At 70.9% G+C, this 14,785-nt stretch carries 14 protein-coding genes; 9 read left to right on the top strand and 5 right to left on the bottom strand.

Annotated features, from left to right (window positions below; all coding sequences use genetic code 11):
* Window positions 1-167 precede the first annotated feature (167 nt).
* Complete coding sequence (locus PX653_RS10285) at window positions 168-425, top strand: hypothetical protein (protein ID WP_277417795.1); 258 nt, start codon at window positions 168-170, stop codon at window positions 423-425.
* Complete coding sequence (locus PX653_RS10280) at window positions 419-2,017, top strand: AI-2E family transporter (protein WP_277417794.1); 1,599 nt, start codon at window positions 419-421, stop codon at window positions 2,015-2,017. Before PX653_RS10285 ends, PX653_RS10280 begins: the two co-directional genes overlap by 7 nt.
* A 10-nt stretch (window positions 2,018-2,027) precedes the next feature.
* Here PX653_RS10280 and PX653_RS10275 read toward each other — a convergent pair whose 3' ends face one another.
* Window positions 2,028-2,324, bottom strand: a complete 297-nt coding sequence (locus PX653_RS10275) for a hypothetical protein (RefSeq protein ID WP_277417793.1) — start codon at window positions 2,322-2,324, stop codon at window positions 2,028-2,030.
* Between the two features lie 406 nt (window positions 2,325-2,730).
* Between PX653_RS10275 and PX653_RS10270 the strand changes: the two genes are divergently transcribed.
* The 4 genes from PX653_RS10270 to PX653_RS10255 all read left to right on the top strand — a co-directional run bounded on the left by PX653_RS10270 (window position 2,731) and on the right by PX653_RS10255 (window position 5,600).
* Window positions 2,731-3,096 carry a cupin domain-containing protein gene (locus tag PX653_RS10270; protein ID WP_277417792.1) on the top strand — a complete coding sequence of 122 codons (366 nt, stop codon included), beginning with the start codon at window positions 2,731-2,733 and terminating at the stop codon, window positions 3,094-3,096.
* A 232-nt stretch (window positions 3,097-3,328) separates the two neighbouring features.
* Window positions 3,329-4,312, top strand: a complete 984-nt coding sequence (locus PX653_RS10265) for an alpha/beta hydrolase (RefSeq protein WP_277417791.1) — start codon at window positions 3,329-3,331, stop codon at window positions 4,310-4,312.
* A gap of 136 nt (window positions 4,313-4,448) precedes the next feature.
* The gene (locus tag PX653_RS10260; RefSeq protein ID WP_277417790.1) at window positions 4,449-4,916 is read left to right on the top strand and encodes a hypothetical protein; all 468 of its coding nucleotides are present in this window, start codon (window positions 4,449-4,451) and stop codon (window positions 4,914-4,916) included.
* A gap of 48 nt (window positions 4,917-4,964) precedes the next feature.
* The gene (locus tag PX653_RS10255) at window positions 4,965-5,600 is read left to right on the top strand and encodes a hypothetical protein (protein WP_277417789.1); all 636 of its coding nucleotides are present in this window, start codon (window positions 4,965-4,967) and stop codon (window positions 5,598-5,600) included.
* Between the two features lie 93 nt (window positions 5,601-5,693).
* Here the strand turns inward: PX653_RS10255 and PX653_RS10250 are convergent, their stop codons facing one another.
* The 3 genes from PX653_RS10250 to PX653_RS10240 all read right to left on the bottom strand — a co-directional run bounded on the left by PX653_RS10250 (window position 5,694) and on the right by PX653_RS10240 (window position 8,594).
* Window positions 5,694-5,942, bottom strand: coding sequence for a DUF3297 family protein (locus PX653_RS10250; protein ID WP_277417788.1), 249 nt, complete (start codon window positions 5,940-5,942; stop codon window positions 5,694-5,696).
* A gap of 72 nt (window positions 5,943-6,014) precedes the next feature.
* On the bottom strand, window positions 6,015-6,335 hold the full coding sequence (locus tag PX653_RS28430; protein ID WP_277417787.1) for a DUF5710 domain-containing protein: 321 nt from the start codon (window positions 6,333-6,335) through the stop codon (window positions 6,015-6,017).
* 45 nt (window positions 6,336-6,380) lie between these two features.
* Window positions 6,381-8,594 (bottom strand): ATP-binding protein, encoded by a 2,214-nt coding sequence (locus PX653_RS10240; RefSeq protein WP_277417786.1) that lies wholly within the window; start codon window positions 8,592-8,594, stop codon window positions 6,381-6,383.
* 149 nt (window positions 8,595-8,743) lie between these two features.
* On the opposite strand from PX653_RS10240, the gene PX653_RS10235 reads away from it, so the two are divergent.
* The 3 genes from PX653_RS10235 to PX653_RS10225 are packed head-to-tail and all read left to right on the top strand — an operon-like array spanning window position 8,744 to window position 11,387.
* A complete protein-coding gene (locus tag PX653_RS10235; RefSeq protein ID WP_277417785.1) occupies window positions 8,744-9,352 on the top strand; it encodes an SGNH/GDSL hydrolase family protein in 609 nt (202 codons plus the stop codon).
* 6 nt (window positions 9,353-9,358) lie between these two features.
* Window positions 9,359-10,330 (top strand): ribonuclease Z, encoded by a 972-nt coding sequence (locus PX653_RS10230; protein WP_277417784.1) that lies wholly within the window; start codon window positions 9,359-9,361, stop codon window positions 10,328-10,330.
* 43 nt (window positions 10,331-10,373) lie between these two features.
* Window positions 10,374-11,387, top strand: coding sequence for an AI-2E family transporter (locus PX653_RS10225; RefSeq protein ID WP_277417783.1), 1,014 nt, complete (start codon window positions 10,374-10,376; stop codon window positions 11,385-11,387).
* Between the two features lie 104 nt (window positions 11,388-11,491).
* Here PX653_RS10225 and PX653_RS10220 read toward each other — a convergent pair whose 3' ends face one another.
* On the bottom strand, window positions 11,492-14,785 hold the full coding sequence (locus PX653_RS10220) for an exo-rhamnogalacturonan lyase family protein (RefSeq protein WP_277417782.1): 3,294 nt from the start codon (window positions 14,783-14,785) through the stop codon (window positions 11,492-11,494).

Genomic DNA, 14,785 nt, shown 5'->3' with positions numbered 1-14,785 from the left:
GTTCCTTCGCTTGCCCGGCCGCCACGGTACGTCCCGACGACGTGCCGCCAGTGCCGTTGCACCCAGCGTAGTCCCGTCGCGGGTGCCGTGTGTCGTGACATTGTCGCGATTGCGTCCGCATGTGTGACTGGACGGCGCGCCACGGATCGGGCATCGGACGGGTTATCATGGCGCATCCGTTCCCATCCGAGCCCGTTCCAGTGAACCTTGCCGTTACCGCCACCTGCCTGCTGGCCTTGCTTCATTTCGGCCGTCCCGTGCTGCAACCGATCGTCCTGGCGATGATGCTGAGCCTGGCCGTGGCGCCCCTGATCCGCGCGCTGGCGTCGGCCGGGCTGTCGCGCATCAACGCGACGTTCGCGACCCTAGGCCTGGTGTGCACCGCGCTGGTGGGCGGCGGCATGCTGCTGGGGCGCAGTTGCTGACGTTGACGGACGACCTGCCCCAGTACCGCGGCGAGATCCTGGTCAAGCTGCGCGACGTGCAAAGCCTGGCCGAGCGCCAGCCGCTGGCGCGTTTCCCCGTCGACCTGCTGGGCGACGACGCGTTCGCCCCGCCAGTCGATGGCGGCGCCGGCCGGGCGCTCGAAGCCGATGGCACGCGGCCCATTCCCGTCGAGATCCGCGAGCACACGTCGGCCAAGGACACGCTGACAAAATTCGTCGCCGCCATTTCCGGACCGCTGGGCGAGGCCGGGCTCGTGTTCGTGCTGCTGGTGTTCATTCTCCTCGACAGCGAAAACCTGCGCGAGCGCATCCTGCGCCTGGCGGGGCAGCGGGCCGTCGGTCGCACCATCAAGGGCCTGGAGGATGCGGCGCAGGGTGTGTCGCGCTTCTTCTTTTCGCAGTTCGTCGTCAACCTCGTGTTCGGCACCGTGCTGGCCTTGCTGCTGTGGCTCCTGGGGCTGTCCCACGCGGTGCTGCTGGGCGCGCTGTGCGCGCTGCTGCGCTTCGTGCCGTACATCGGCGCGCTGATCGCCGCCAGCGGACTGGCGCTGTTCGCCGCCGCTTCCGGCCCGGGCTGGGCACTGGTGGTCTACACCGTGCTGCTGTTCGGGACGCTGGAGGTACTGCTGGCGAACGTCATCGAGCCGCGCGTGTATGGTCACAGTTCCGGCATGTCGCCGCTGGCCGTGATCGTCTCGGCGCTGTTCTGGAGCGCGCTGTGGGGGCCGGTGGGGCTGCTGCTGGCGACGCCGCTGACACTGTGCATCGTCGTGGCCGGGCGCTATGTCAAGGCGCTGGAGCCCGTCAGCATCCTGCTGGCCGAGGCCCCCAACGCCAGCGAGGCGCAGCGCTTCTACCACCGCCTGCTGAGCGGCGAGGCCGCCGCCATCGTGCAGGATGCGCGCACGTTCCTGCGCAAATTTACGCTGGCGCGCTACTGCGACCAGGTGCTGCTGCCGGGTGTGCAACTGGCGGTGACGGACCTGCGCGACGAGGGCGCCGAACCGGGCCAACAGCAGCGCGTGCGTGCAACCATCGCACTGGTCACGGAAACACTGGGGCAGGGCGCCGCGACGGTTCGCTCGCACCGGCGTCGCGTGTCGCTGCTCAACGAGAGTATCGGCGCGCACCTGCGCCATGCGCGCGAGGAGCGACTGGGGCGCTGGCAAGGTTCGCTGGAAGTGCCCGAGCGCTCGATCGTGCTGTGCGCCAGCCTGCCCACGGTGCGCGAGGAGTTCCTGTGCGAGCTGCTGGTCGTCAGCCTGCGCGAGGCGGGGATCGACGCGCGCAGCCTGGTGCTGGGCGACCTGGACGACGACAACCGTCCCGACGCCGAACACCTGGTGTCCAGCGTGCTGGTGATCCACCCGGTCGAAAGCATGCCGGAAGCGTGGGTGGAGGCGGTCGCCCGCCTGCGCGAGAACCTGCCCGAGGCCCCCCTGGTCGCCATCGCCCCGCGCGAGCCGGCCGTGCCCCAGGCGGTCACGCAGCGGGTGGACCTGGTGCTGAAATCGTTCGAGGAGGCGCTGGCGTTCGTCACGCCGCAGAAGGCGGGCAGCGCGGTGGCGTAGGGACGGCGCCTCAGACCAGGTTTACGCCCAGCACAAAGCGGATCTTGCCAACGTTGGCGCCTTCCCGTTCCACCTCGACGGAGCGCAGTACCGGCAGCACCAGCGACGTGCCGCTGCCGTACACCTCGCCATGCCGCAGCAGGTAGCGCAATTCCGTTTCCGCCACCTGGAACGGTTCCACGGAATAGGGCGTGCCGGCCGCATTGCAGCCCTGTTCGACCAATTTTTTCATGACCCGACGGCAGCCCTCGTCCACCGGGGCGTCGGCGACGGCGATATCGAGCGTCATGTTGCCTGCTTTTCTCATGCATCGTTCTCCAACGGCCGGTCCCTGACGGGCGGGCGCGAGCGCACCGCTGATAGCGTTACCAGTCGCATTGGTTATTACTGTGGAGATACCGCTAATATGACAGATCGATGACATTTCGTAAAGCCTGGGCAGGCGCCCGGGCCGGTCTGCCCCGCTATTGTCCAGAAACGACGGCTTGCCCACGGGCCGAGATTCCCATGCCGTCAAGGGTAATGGCATTGCTGGCGAGCCGCCGGTGCTTGCGGTACTGGCATGCTATTGACGGCGCGACAACGCGGCTGTCGCGCGCCGACAACTATCTCGTGACATTGTCACGGAACTGATCATCGCAGCGTAGTCCCAACGCGGGGTGGACGACATCCCTGGGCTGTGCCAGTATCGACGCCACAGCCAGGGAGTTGCCATGACGCTCGATCCGCAATCCACCTACGTCCAGCTGACCGATGACGGCGCCGCCACCGAGGTGGCCGCCGCCGGTTTCTGGGATTTGCCTGAAGGGGCCGGCGAAGGCTGGCTCGTCACCGAATTCGCCTTTGCCGAGGACTGGCCGAACTGGGAGATGCACCCCAGCGGCGACGAGTTCGTGTACCTGCTGGCTGGAGCTGTCGACTTCCTGCTGGAACTGGACGGCGCCGTGCGCGTGGTCACGCTGCGCGGCAGTGGCGCGGTGGTGGTCCCGCGCGGCACCTGGCACACGGCCAAGGTCACGGCGCCCAGCCGGATGCTGTTCGTCACGCGCGGCGCCGGCACGCAGCAGCGGCCGGACTGAACGTCAGCCTGGCCGTTCGCATCGGCATCTTTCACGATCGCGCGGGGGCGCAGCGGGCGAGGCTGGGCGGGGCGTAGTCGCGCGTGGATCGATCGCCCGCGACTAGTCATGCGTCACTGGAGGAAGTGACAGGTGCGTGGCCGGCGCGATCCCTTGCGCCGTGTTGTCCGGTACCATGGCTGCGCGCCGCTTCCACGGTGGGAGCGGGCCCGTTGACGTGGAGGCAAGCCCCATGCAGGCTCCAAGATCCCTTTCCTGGCCGGTCGCGCTCGCGGCGCTGGCGCTGGCCGGTCCGGCGCGTGCCGACGAGCACCCCATCGCGCTGCAGACACCCACCGGCACGCTGAACGGCACGCTGCACCTGCCGCAGGACACCAAGCCCGCTGCCGTCGTGCTGATCGTCGCCGGGTCCGGCCCCACTGACCGGGATGGCAACAATCCGCTGGCCGGTCGTAACGACAGCCTGAAAATGCTGGCCCAGGCGCTGGCCCGCTCCGGCTACGCCTCGGTGCGCTACGACAAGCGCGGTATCGGCCAGAGCGGCGCGGCGGGCGGCGACGAGAGCGCGCTGCGCCTGGACACCTACGTGGACGACGCGGCAGCCTGGGTGGACAAGCTGAACGCCAGCGGCCGCTACCCGGCGGTCGCGGTCGCCGGCCACAGCGAAGGTGCGCTGATCGGCATGCTGGCGGCCCAGCGCGGCAAGGTGGCATCGTTCATCTCGCTGGCCGGCAGTGCCGATGGCCTGGGCGCGCTGCTGCGCAAGCAGCTGGCCAGCCAGTTGCCGCCCGACCTCGCGGTCGCCAACGAGCGCGTGCTGCAATCGCTGGAGCAGGGCAAGCCGACGGCCGACGTCCCCGCGCCCTTGCTGTCGTTGTACCGGCCCAGCGTGCAGCCATACCTGATCTCGTCGCTGCGCTACCAGCCCGCGCGCGAACTGGGCAAGTTGAACGTGCCCGTGCTGCTGGTGCAGGGCACGACCGACATCCAGGTGGGCGTCGAGCAGGCCAGGGCGCTGCAAGCGGCGAAACCGGACGCCTGCCTGGCCATCATCCCCGGCATGAACCACCTGCTGAAGGAAGTGGCCGCCGACCTGCCGGCGCAGCAGCGCTCCTACGGCGACCCCGCGCTGCCGCTGCACGGCGAACTGCCGGCGACGCTGGCGGGCTTCCTGCGCAAGCCGTGCCAGCCGCCAGGCAAGGTGACGGCGGGCTGATCGTGTAACAACCCGGCAGCGATCCAGCGTACGCTGTCGGTATCCATCGCCGTGGAGGGAGTGACCATGACGCATGCCGAACTGCCCGTATCGCGGCGCCAGTTGAGCTGGCTGGGGGGCGGCACTGCTGGTTCCCATGCTGCTGGTCGGCCTGGCGGCCGCGTGGCTGCCGCCCAAGCCCGGCCACGATCCACTGCTGGGCTGGAGCGCGATCCTGGCGATCGGCGCGGTATCGGTAGCGACCTTGCTGCTGGCGGCACGGCGCCGCGCGATCGACGTCGATGAACACACCATTGTCATCCGCCACAGCCTGTACACGCTGCGGCTGCGCCGCGCCGACGCCGCCGCATTGAGGGTAACGCCGGTCGCCTCGCTGGATGAGCTGGGACTGCGCCTGCGCCGCAACGGCATCGCGGCCTTCGGCTATTACTCCGGCTGGTTCTCGGGCCCGCAGGGCGAGCGGACGTTCTGCGCCGCGTCCACGTGGCCGGCGTATCTCGTCGCCGTCGAGGGCAGCGTGCGTTGCCGGCGCATCGCCTTGAGCATGCCGCCCGAGCTGGCACGGCGGCTCGCCGCCTGGGGGGGGCGGCTGACCAGCCCGTGAGGTTGTCAATAAGGTATGATGCGCGGTTTTGACTCCTGCCGCGAACCCATGAACCATCGCCGTCACCCGCTGTCCCGCCTGCCGCTGTCCCACCTGCTGCTGCCGCTCCTGCTGCTGTATGCCATCCTGTGCGGCGCCGCCACTGCCGCGCCAAAGGATCCCTACGATCCCGGCAGCCCGGCCGGCGTCGTGCTGCCGGTCCTGCATGCGCTGAGCGCCGTGCCTCCCGGGGCCGTCGATGCCCTGCAGCGCTACGACGACATCCTGGCGCCCCAGGTCAACATGCACGTGTTCCTCGGGTCGGTATTGCTGCGCGCGCCCCAGGGCATGGATGCCCTCGACGAGGCCGGCCAGGAGCGCCTGGCGACATTGCTGCGGCGCCACCTGATCGCCACGCACCTGGACCTGCTGGGCCAGCTGGGCCGTGCGATCGTGCTGCGCCAGGTGGGCGGCGCGGTGGATGTCTCCCTCGGGTCGGTGGTGTTCGACGCCCGCCGCGGCAAGGGCAGGCGCGTGCGCGTTCAGGTGTTGACGGCACGCGGCTGGAGCGACTGGAAGATCAGCGACCTGGCGGTCGGCGACGAGATGCTGTCCGAGCGCTGTCGTGCCGTGTTCGCCAGCGAGATCGCCGCGGGCGGCGCGCCCGCGCTGCTGGCGCGGCTGGAGGCCGACGCCACGCGCTGAGCCGGGATCGAAACGAGCGCGCCCGCCAGCATGCAGGACACACTGGCGGGCGCGGACCGACAGCGGCCGTTCGGCCGCGATCCCAGGCGGGGGTTAGACGTAATACGCTTCGACCTTGCCCTTCAGCTTGATCAGCATCGGCTGGCCCTTGCGGTCCAGTACCTTGCCGGCCGGGACCTTGATCCAGCCTTCGCTGATGCAGTATTCGGACACGTCCTGGCGTTCCTTGTCGTTGAAGCGGATGCCGACGTCGTGTTCGAACACGGCCGCCACGTGGTGCGGGCTGCGTGGGTCGGTCGACAGGCGGTCGGGCAGGGGAGGGAGTTGTTTGGTATCGTTCATGGGCGCCAATTATCCGTCAACCGCGCGTTTGCGACAACCCGCGCACGGCGGCGCGGGCCGCGTCGCTCCGCATTACTCCTGCGTCCAGCGCGCGAACGGCGCCAGGTCCACGCCTGCCGGCACGTACCACTTCTTGATCGCCGCGTCCCAGCGCGCGCCCAGCCGCTTGGCCTCGTCCTTTTCCGCGAACGGCACTTTCAGCACCGCCGCGGCCTGGGCCGACTTGGCACGCGTGGCGGCGGCCGGCCTGCTGGCGCGCGCGGTCGTGGCGTCGGCCGCTGGCCATACGGGCGCCGTGGTATCGACCTGCGAACCGTCCGCCTGCACTTCGACCCAGCGGGTGTCGTCGAGCTTCAGTTTGTAGGGCGGGGCGAAGGGCAGGTCGGGCGTCATGGGCTGTCGGGATGAGGAAACCGGGCCGGCATTATAGCAAGGGCGTCAGGCCGGTACGGTCGGCATGGCCGGCGCCAGGGCGCGGCGCAGGTCGTCCGCGCTGGCCGGCTTGGTCAGGTGGACGTCGAAACCGGCCGCGCGGGCCCGTTCGACGTCGGCCTTCTGGCCGTAACCGGTCAGCGCCACCAGCCGCAGCGGCGCCGCCCCGGCTTCCTCGCGCAGCGCGGCCGCCAGCGCGTAGCCGTCCATGTCGGGCAGGCCGATGTCGAGGATCGCCACCGCCGGGGCATGGCGGCGCCCCAACGCGAGCGCTTCGGCCGCACTGTGGGCCACATGTACGTCGTGGCCGATCTGGCGCAGCAGCGCGGCGCTCGTCACGGCCGCATCCTCGTTGTCGTCCACCAGCAGCACGCGCTGCGCGGGCAGCGCCGCCGCCGCGGGTTCGCCGGGCGCCAGGTCGGCCGGTTGTGCCAGCGGCAGCTCGACCTCGAAGCGGCTGCCCAGGCCAGGCCCGGCGCTGTGCGCGCTCACGCGGCCGCCGTGCAGCTCCACGATGCGGCGCACGATGGCTAGTCCCAGGCCCAGGCCGCCGGTGCGCCGCGCCAGCTGCTGCGGCGCCTGGAAGAACGGGTCGAACACATGGTCCAGCAGCTCCGCGCTCATGCCGACGCCGGTGTCGCTGACGGTCAGGCAGGCATGGCCCGCTTGCGTCGCCAACGCCACCTGCGCGCTGGCGCCGCCGAAGCGGGCCGCATTCGACAGCAGGTTGTTCAGCACCTGGGTCAGGCGGCTGTCGTCGCCCAGCACCCACACGGCCGCCGGCGCGGCCAGCGCGACCTGCTGGCCCGGGAAGGCGGCTACCGCCTGGCGCACGATGTCGGCCAGGTTGACGGGGCGCAGCTCCAGCTGCAGCTTGCCGGACGTGATGCGCGACACGTCCAGCAGGTCGTCGACGAGCCGGCGCAAGTGGTTGACCTGGCGCCGCAGCACGGCGCGCTCGCGTTTGTTGGCCGCCTCGTCGCGCAGGTCCATCAGGTCGAGCGAGGCGACGATGGGGCTGAGCGGGTTGCGCAGCTCATGGCCCAGCACGGCCAGGAACTCGTCCTTGGCACGTCCCGCTTCGCGCGCCTGGGCCAATGCGTGCTCCTGCTTGTCGAGCGCTTCGCGCAGCGAGGCCAGCAGGCGCGAACGCTCGGCCTCGTGCGCCGTATGCTGGCGCGCCGCCGCGCTCAGCGCCTCGCCCATCGTGCGGATCTCGCGGATGCGCGAAGCAGGCACCTCGACGGCGCCGCCGGCGCCCAGCGCCGATGCCGCTGACTGCAGCTGGCGCGTGGCGCGCACCATGCGCGCGGCCAGCAGCGATGCCAGCGCGATGCAGGCGGCCAGCGAGGCGGCGATGCCCATGCCGTACACGGCAAAGCTCTGCAGGCGTGCGGAACGCAGCAGCGCCGTGGGCGTGCCGACGGCCACGGCCCAGCCGTAGCGCGACAGTCTCGTGTAGGCAGCCGTCACTTCCTGGCCTTCCAGCGTCGTGCTGGCGCCCACCGCTTCCGGGTCGGGGCCACGCAGCAGGCGCGCCAGCGTCTGGCTGGGCGGCCCGCCGACGCGGACCGCGTGATCGGCGGAGCGCGCCACGATCAGGCCGGAAGCGTCCAGTACGGAGATCACGGCACCCGGCGGCACGAGCTGGCGCTGGATGACCCGCAGCAGCCGGTCGGGCCGGATGACGGCCGTCAGCACATACAGGCGGCCCGCAGCATCGGCCACCGGCACCCGCACCGGCACGGCGATGCGCCCGCTCGGCCCGCGCGCGATCCGTCCAACTACCGCATGACGCACCGCCAGCGCGTGGCGCAGGCTGGCCGGGTCGGCGATCGCCACGGGCGGGGCGCCATACGGCGCGGTAGTACGGAACAGCATGGCGCCGTTGCTGTCGGCCAGGATCACGGACAGCCATTCCGGCTGCGTCTGGGCCTGCAGGCGGGCGGTTTCGTAGAAGCGGGGGATATCGCCGACGACCAGCGCGGGAGAGCGCGCCATGCCGGCCAGCGTGGCGACGACACCGTCGAGCTCCGCGTCGGCGGCGCTCGACAACGCACGTGCCAGGTCCAGCATGGCCCGCTCCTGCTCGCGCTGCTGGTACTGGCTGGCGGCATGGATGCTCCAGACGCCCAGCAGTGCCAAAGGCAGCAGGCCGAGTCCCGTCAGCAGGATCAGCAGCGTGCGCAGCGAAACGGTGTACGGGCGGTGGGGGCGCATGGGTTTCCCATCGAAAAACCCATTATACGAGCTTGCCGGGCGCATGGATGGGACAGACGGCCAGGCGCGCGCCGCCGCGCGCGCGCCTGTGGCAAAAACGCGGCTTGGCGCGTATTTTGACGCGTATGCCGACGAGAATGGAGCTGCCGATGCACATCGCCTTGCTGGGGGATTCGATCTTCGACAATGCCGCCTACGTGGCACCTGGAGCGGACGTGGCGGCCGCGCTGCGGCGCCGCGCGCCCGGCTGGCGCGTCACGCTGCTGGCCCGCGACGGTGCCGTGCTGGCGGGCATCCCGGCCCAGCTGGAGCGCCTGCGCACGGTGGACGCGCCGCCGGATCGCCTCGTCGTCAGCTGTGGCGGCAACGATATCCTCGGGCTGCAAGGCCTGCTGCACACCCCGGCGGGGACCCTGCTGGCCGCGCTCGACCAGCTGGCCGCCTGGCGCGACGACTTCCGTCGCGCATATGCCGCCATGCTGGAGGCGGTGCTGGCAACCAAGCTGCCCGTCACCGCGTGCACCGTCTACGATGCGGTGCCCGGCGTGGATGCGGCGCGGCGCTGCGCCGTCGGCATCTTCGACGACGTCATCGCCTTCGAGGCCGGCCGGCGCGGCATGCCGGTGCTGGACCTGCGTGCCGTATGCGACGAAGCGGCCGACTATTCGCCCCGTTCGCCCATCGAGCCGTCCGCGCAGGGCAGCGAGAAGATCGCGGCCGCCATCGTCCGCCTGGCGACAACGGCGGCGCTACAATAGCGCCCCATGGAACTTCAATTTCTCGGCACTTCTTCCGGTATCCCCAGCAAGACCCGCAACGTGGCCGGCCTGGCGCTGCGCCTCGACGGCGGCGGCTGGGTCCTGGTCGACTGCGGCGAGGGCACCCAGCACCGCATCCTGCACACGACGCTGTCGCTGCACGCACTGCAGGCGATCTGCATCACCCACCTGCATGGCGACCATTGCTACGGCCTGCCCGGCCTCCTGGCCAGCGCCGGCATGGGCAACCGGGTCGAGCCGCTGCCGCTGGTCGGGCCTGCCGGGCTGCGCGACTACGTGGAGGGCGTCATGGCCACGACCGCGCTGCGCCTGCCGTTCCCGCTGCAGTTCGTCGATGTCACGCAATTGGCCGCGGCGGCACCGCTGCCGGCACTGGACATCGCGGCGGTGGCGCTGTCGCACCGCGTGCCCTCATGGGCCTACCGCTTTACCGAGCGCGCGGTGGAACGGCGGCTCGATGCAGCCCGCCTGGCCGCGGCCGGCGTGCCGCCGGGGCCGGATTGGGGCACGCTGCAGCAGGGCGGCAGCGTCACGCTGGCGGACGGGGGCGTGCTGCAGGGTGCCGACTACCTGTTGCCGGCCCGGCGCCCGCGCGCCATCGTCATCGCGGGCGACAACGACGATCCCGGCCTCCTGCTGGACGCGGTGCACGAAGCCGACGTGCTGGTACACGAAGCCACCTATACGCAGGCGGTGCTGGACAAGGTGGGCGCCGGCCCGCAGCACAGTTCCGCGCGCATGGTGGCGCAATTTGCCGCCCGCGCGGGCCTGCGCCAACTGGTGCTGACGCATTTCAGCCCGCGTTACCTGGACGCCGCGCGCCCCGGCATGCCGGCCATCGCCGATATCGAGGCGGAGGCGCGCGCCCACTACGACGGCACGCTGTTCCTGGCGGCAGACCTGGCGCGCTACCGGCTGGACCGGCAGGGCACGCTCACCGGCATCGATCAGGCATAATGCGCGAGCGCCCGCGCGGCGGGCCGGCCAACTCCTACACAACATGTCCATCGACAGAAAAAAAGAACTCAGCAACATAGCATCCTACATCCTGGTCGCGCTGTTCCTGTTCCTGGCGCTGCTCAAGGGCCTGCTGGGCGCACTGTTCGCCGGCCTGCTGATGTACTCCCTGATCCACGTGATCGCGCCGGCCATCGGCCGCCGCATCAGCGACGCGCGCGCCCGCACGATCGCCGCCGCCGCCATCGGGACCATCCTGATCGCGCTGCTGGGCCTGGCAATCTGGGGCCTCGTCACGCTGTTCAAGATCGACGCCAACAGCCTGACGAACGCCTTCCGCAAGCTGGCCGACGTCATCGACGCGTCGCGCGACCAGATCCCGCCCTGGCTCAGCGCGCGGCTGCCGGTCGGCGCGGAAGGGCTGCGCGAGACGGTGACGGCCTGGCTGCGCGAGCATGCCGCCGTGGCCCAGGCCTTCGGCACGGAAGCGGGCAAGGCCCTGACGCGCATCCTGATCGGCATGATCATCGGCCTGATGGCCTCCTTGCGCGACACGGTGCCGCCGGGGCCGCGCCGGCCACTGGCCGCCGCGCTGGTGCAGCGCCTGACGCTGCTGGCCGACTCGTTCCGCAACATCGTGTTCGCCCAGGTGTGGATCTCCGGGATCAACACGCTGATCACGGCCATCTTCGTGTTTGTCGTGCTGCCATTGGCCGGTGTCACGCTGCCGCTGTCGAAGACCGTCGTGGCGGTGACCTTCATCGCCGGCCTGCTGCCGGTGATCGGCAACCTGATCTCCAACACGGTGATGGTGGTGGTGGGGCTGTCGTATTCGCTCAACGTGGCGGTGGCCGGCCTGGCCTTCCTCGTCGTCGTGCACAAGCTGGAGTACTTCCTCAACGCCCGCATCATCGGCTCGCACATCAACGCACGGGCCTGGGAACTCCTGACGGCCATGCTGGTGGGCGAGACGCTGTTCGGCATCGCCGGCGTGATTGCCGCGCCGGTGTTCTATGCGTATGCGAAGAAGGAGCTGGCGGCGCGCGAGCTGATTTGAGGTTGGGGCCTGTCCCTTCAGGGACTGACCCCGAAGTCAGGTGGCGTTTCGGCGGATTTCGCAGAACTAGGGTCAGTCCCCGTTGGGGCCAGACCCTGAGCCTCCTACAGCCGATAGACCACGAAGTCGCTGACTTGCTGCCGCGACTTCGTCGTGCGCAGGCCGAACCAGCCGCCATCCGCCACCGCCCCGGCAGCGCCAAAGAACTGCACGCCATCCACGTACAGCCGCGTGCCCGCGCCATCGACGACGATGCGGATGCGGTAGGGCCGGTTCGGCCGCAGCAGGTAGGGTGCGGCCGTGTACTCCTGCAGCAGCTCGCGCGTGCCGCTGCCGTCCAGGCGCCGGAAGCGCGTCGTCGTGTTGCCGTTGCCGCCGATGCCCGCGTAATACATCGGCACCCGGTCGTAGTCGGCCAGCCTGCCCGACAGCAGCCGGCCACCTGTCTGCGCCTGCCAGAACACGTTCAGGTCCGACACGCGGTCGTGCGGACCACCTTCGTCCAGCACCGTGCGCGTAAAGGCGATCTCGTAGTGGCCCCGCAGCGGTTGCGCCAGCCATACCGTCAGCCCGGCCGTGGTGTCCAGCACCAGCGTGCCGTCGCGCACCGCGGCGGCCGACTGCGGCGCGTCGCTTTCCGCTTCGATGCGCCAGCGCGCCGCATCCAAGCGCGCGAAGTCGTCGCGCACCAGCACGGGGCCCGGCGGACGCGCCAGCGGATCGAGCGCCAGCAGGCCGAGCGCTCCCAGGCCCCATTGCGCGGCTGCGTTGGTGGAAATGCCCGGGGCCTCGTCCACCTCCGCCAGCACGGCCGGCGGGCGCACGCGGCGCACGGCGAAATCGGCTTCGCGCAGGCCGGCCTTGCCTGCCTCGAACTGGCGCCACGCCTGCGCCATGGTCACCGGGTCGCGCGCCTGGGCGGCCGCGTAACCCAGCAGCCGGGCATGGCCCTGGCCGAGATTGAGCTTGCCGAGGTCCTGCCCCAGCGCGGCGCGCTGCTGTTCCGGCGTCGCGTTGTACAGGCGGCAGTAGTCCAGCCACGCGGCGCGGAACGCCGGCTCGGGCAGGTTGCGCAGCAGCTCCGCGCAGATCTCCGTCAGGCCGAACACGGCCGACAGGTGCGACACCGACAGCTTGCCGCTGGTCGACGGCAGGAATGCCCCCTTGTCCAGGTTCATGACGGCAGCGCCCGTGAAGAAGCCGTGCGGCTGCGCGGCGATCGACGCCATGCCGGCCAGCAGCCGGTCGCGCAGTGCCGTGCCGCCACGCCGTTCCCACGCGACGAACCAGGCCGCCGCGATGGCGCCCCAATCGGTGCCGAACGACACGCTGGCATGGCCCGGCGCCGCGGCCGCCGCCTGGCCGATCTTGCGGCCCGGGACCACGTCGCGCAGCCGGCGTACTGCCTCCACCTGTTCGTCCAGCAGGTCGCCGATGCGTTCGTCCGCCGCCAGGTAATACAGGAAGCGCCGGTTCAGCGCCGTCGAGATGCGCAGCTGCTTGGCGCTGTCGCCCCAGTGCTGCACGCCATGGCGCGTGCCCAGCGGGGCGAAGCGGCCGATGTGGTGGACGTCCACCTCGCCCGTATGGCGCGTCATCGCCTCGGCCAGGCGGAACGCGTCGGCGCGGCCGGAATGGAGGAAGTAGTGCCACAGCCAGATGTCGGTACTGAGCTCCGAATTGTCCCAGGCAAAGCCGCCCACGTCGTAGCGCCACATGTGGCGCGACGCGTCGTAGGTGTGCATCACGTCGCCATAATCCCAGAAGCCGTACCAGCGGCGCTGCTCGACCTGGTCGCGGTAGAACTCGAACAGGCTGGCCAGGCGCGCCTGCAGGCGGCGGGTGCGCTCGTCGCCGTGCGCGGCAGCCGGGGCCCAGCAGGGGCCGAACGCCTCGGCCGCATGCAGGCGCTCGGGCGGCGCTACCAGCCGGGGCGGCGCCTCGATGCGGGCGGCGATGGCGGCCAGTTGGGCGTCGCCGGGCGTGGCCGGCAGCAGCTGCAGTTCCACCTCGCTGGTGCGGGCGATGCCCTGCGGCGTGCCGAAGCCCGGTTCATAGTCTTCGTAGGTGATGTCCAGTCCTTCGCGCTGCTTGCGGTGGCTGTCCTGGCCCATGCCGTCGTGGTAGAAGCGCAGGTCCATCGGCGGCGCCTGCGGGGCCCACAGCCACAGCGTCACGCTGGCCTCGGCCTTGGCGGCGTTGCCGATGTCGATCTGGCCCGGGTGGCTTTGCCAGAAGTGGCGCACGCCGAAGACGACGCCGCCGCCGCGCCCGCCCAGGTAGCCGGTGCCGGCGGCGCGCGTGCCGCTGGCGGCGTGCACCCAGCCGTGGCCGGCGGCCGTGCGTTTTTCGATGGTGAAGCCGTCCGCGCTGGCCTGCAGCAGGCGGTAGTCGCCAAACGCGGGCACGTACTGCAGGCCGGTCGCCAGCGGTGCCGGCAGGTCGGCGGCGGGCGGCAGTGGCTGGCCGGCGCGTTGCGCGGCGGTGACCGCGGCGCCGGGATCGCGCCGCAGCCCGGTGATGCCGCGCACGCTTTCGGCAAACACGCCGCCGTTGGCGCCGACGAAGCGCACGTAGCGCTCGTGTTCCGCGCCGTCCAGCGGCACGCCGAAGCGCAGGCCCACGCCGCGCACGAACTGGCGTGCGGGATCCACGTCGACGACCAGCGTGTGCAGCAGGCGCACGGTGTCCGCACCGCGATAGAAGTACAGGCGCACCGTGAACGGCAGCAGGGTGGTGCCGTCGGCGTGGCGGTGCGTGCCGGTGGCCTTCAACACGGCGCGCACGGGGCCGTCCTGCTCCACCTCGACTTGCTCGATCTCGCTGCGATAGCGCCGGCGTGCCGGGGTCGCAGTTTCGTCGTCGTTGGCGTCGTCGGTCAGCACCACCAGTTCGCCGTCGCGCACGGTCGCACGGCCCGCCAGCGCGAGCGTGCCGATCAGGCGGCTGCCCCGGCGCGGCAGCCGGCATTGCAGCGGACCGGTGTCCACGACGATCGCATCCTCCGCCAGCGTCACCATGCCGGGCGCCGCGGGTGCCGCGGATATCGGCTCCAGTGCATAGCCTGCGAGGGGCGCCCCGGCGGGACCGATGGCGTGCGCGCTCCACTTGACGGAGCCGTCAGGCCAGTGCGCCAGCGGCCACGATTGCAGCGCGGGGGTGCCGGCACCGGCCAGGCGGAAGCCGCTGCCGCGCGGCACGTGCCCCTGCGGCCACGGCACGCCCCACGTCGTGCCGGCGAAACTGGCCGGCGCCGTGCCGTCCAGCCAGCGCAGCGGCGTTTCCAATGGTGCCGCCGTACTGCCACGCGGCGCCTGCGCGGCCGCGGGCAGCACGGGCGCCGCGGCCAGCAGCGTGGCCAGTTTCAGGATGCAGCGTCGTCGCTCGTTCGTTGCCAT

Origin of the sequence: Pseudoduganella chitinolytica (assembly GCF_029028125.1) — a bacterium.
GTDB classification, from domain to species: domain Bacteria; phylum Pseudomonadota; class Gammaproteobacteria; order Burkholderiales; family Burkholderiaceae_D; genus Rugamonas; species Rugamonas chitinolytica.
The sequence above is the reverse complement of the archived record's forward strand: the minus strand, read 5'-3'. Positions and strand labels throughout refer to the sequence as shown.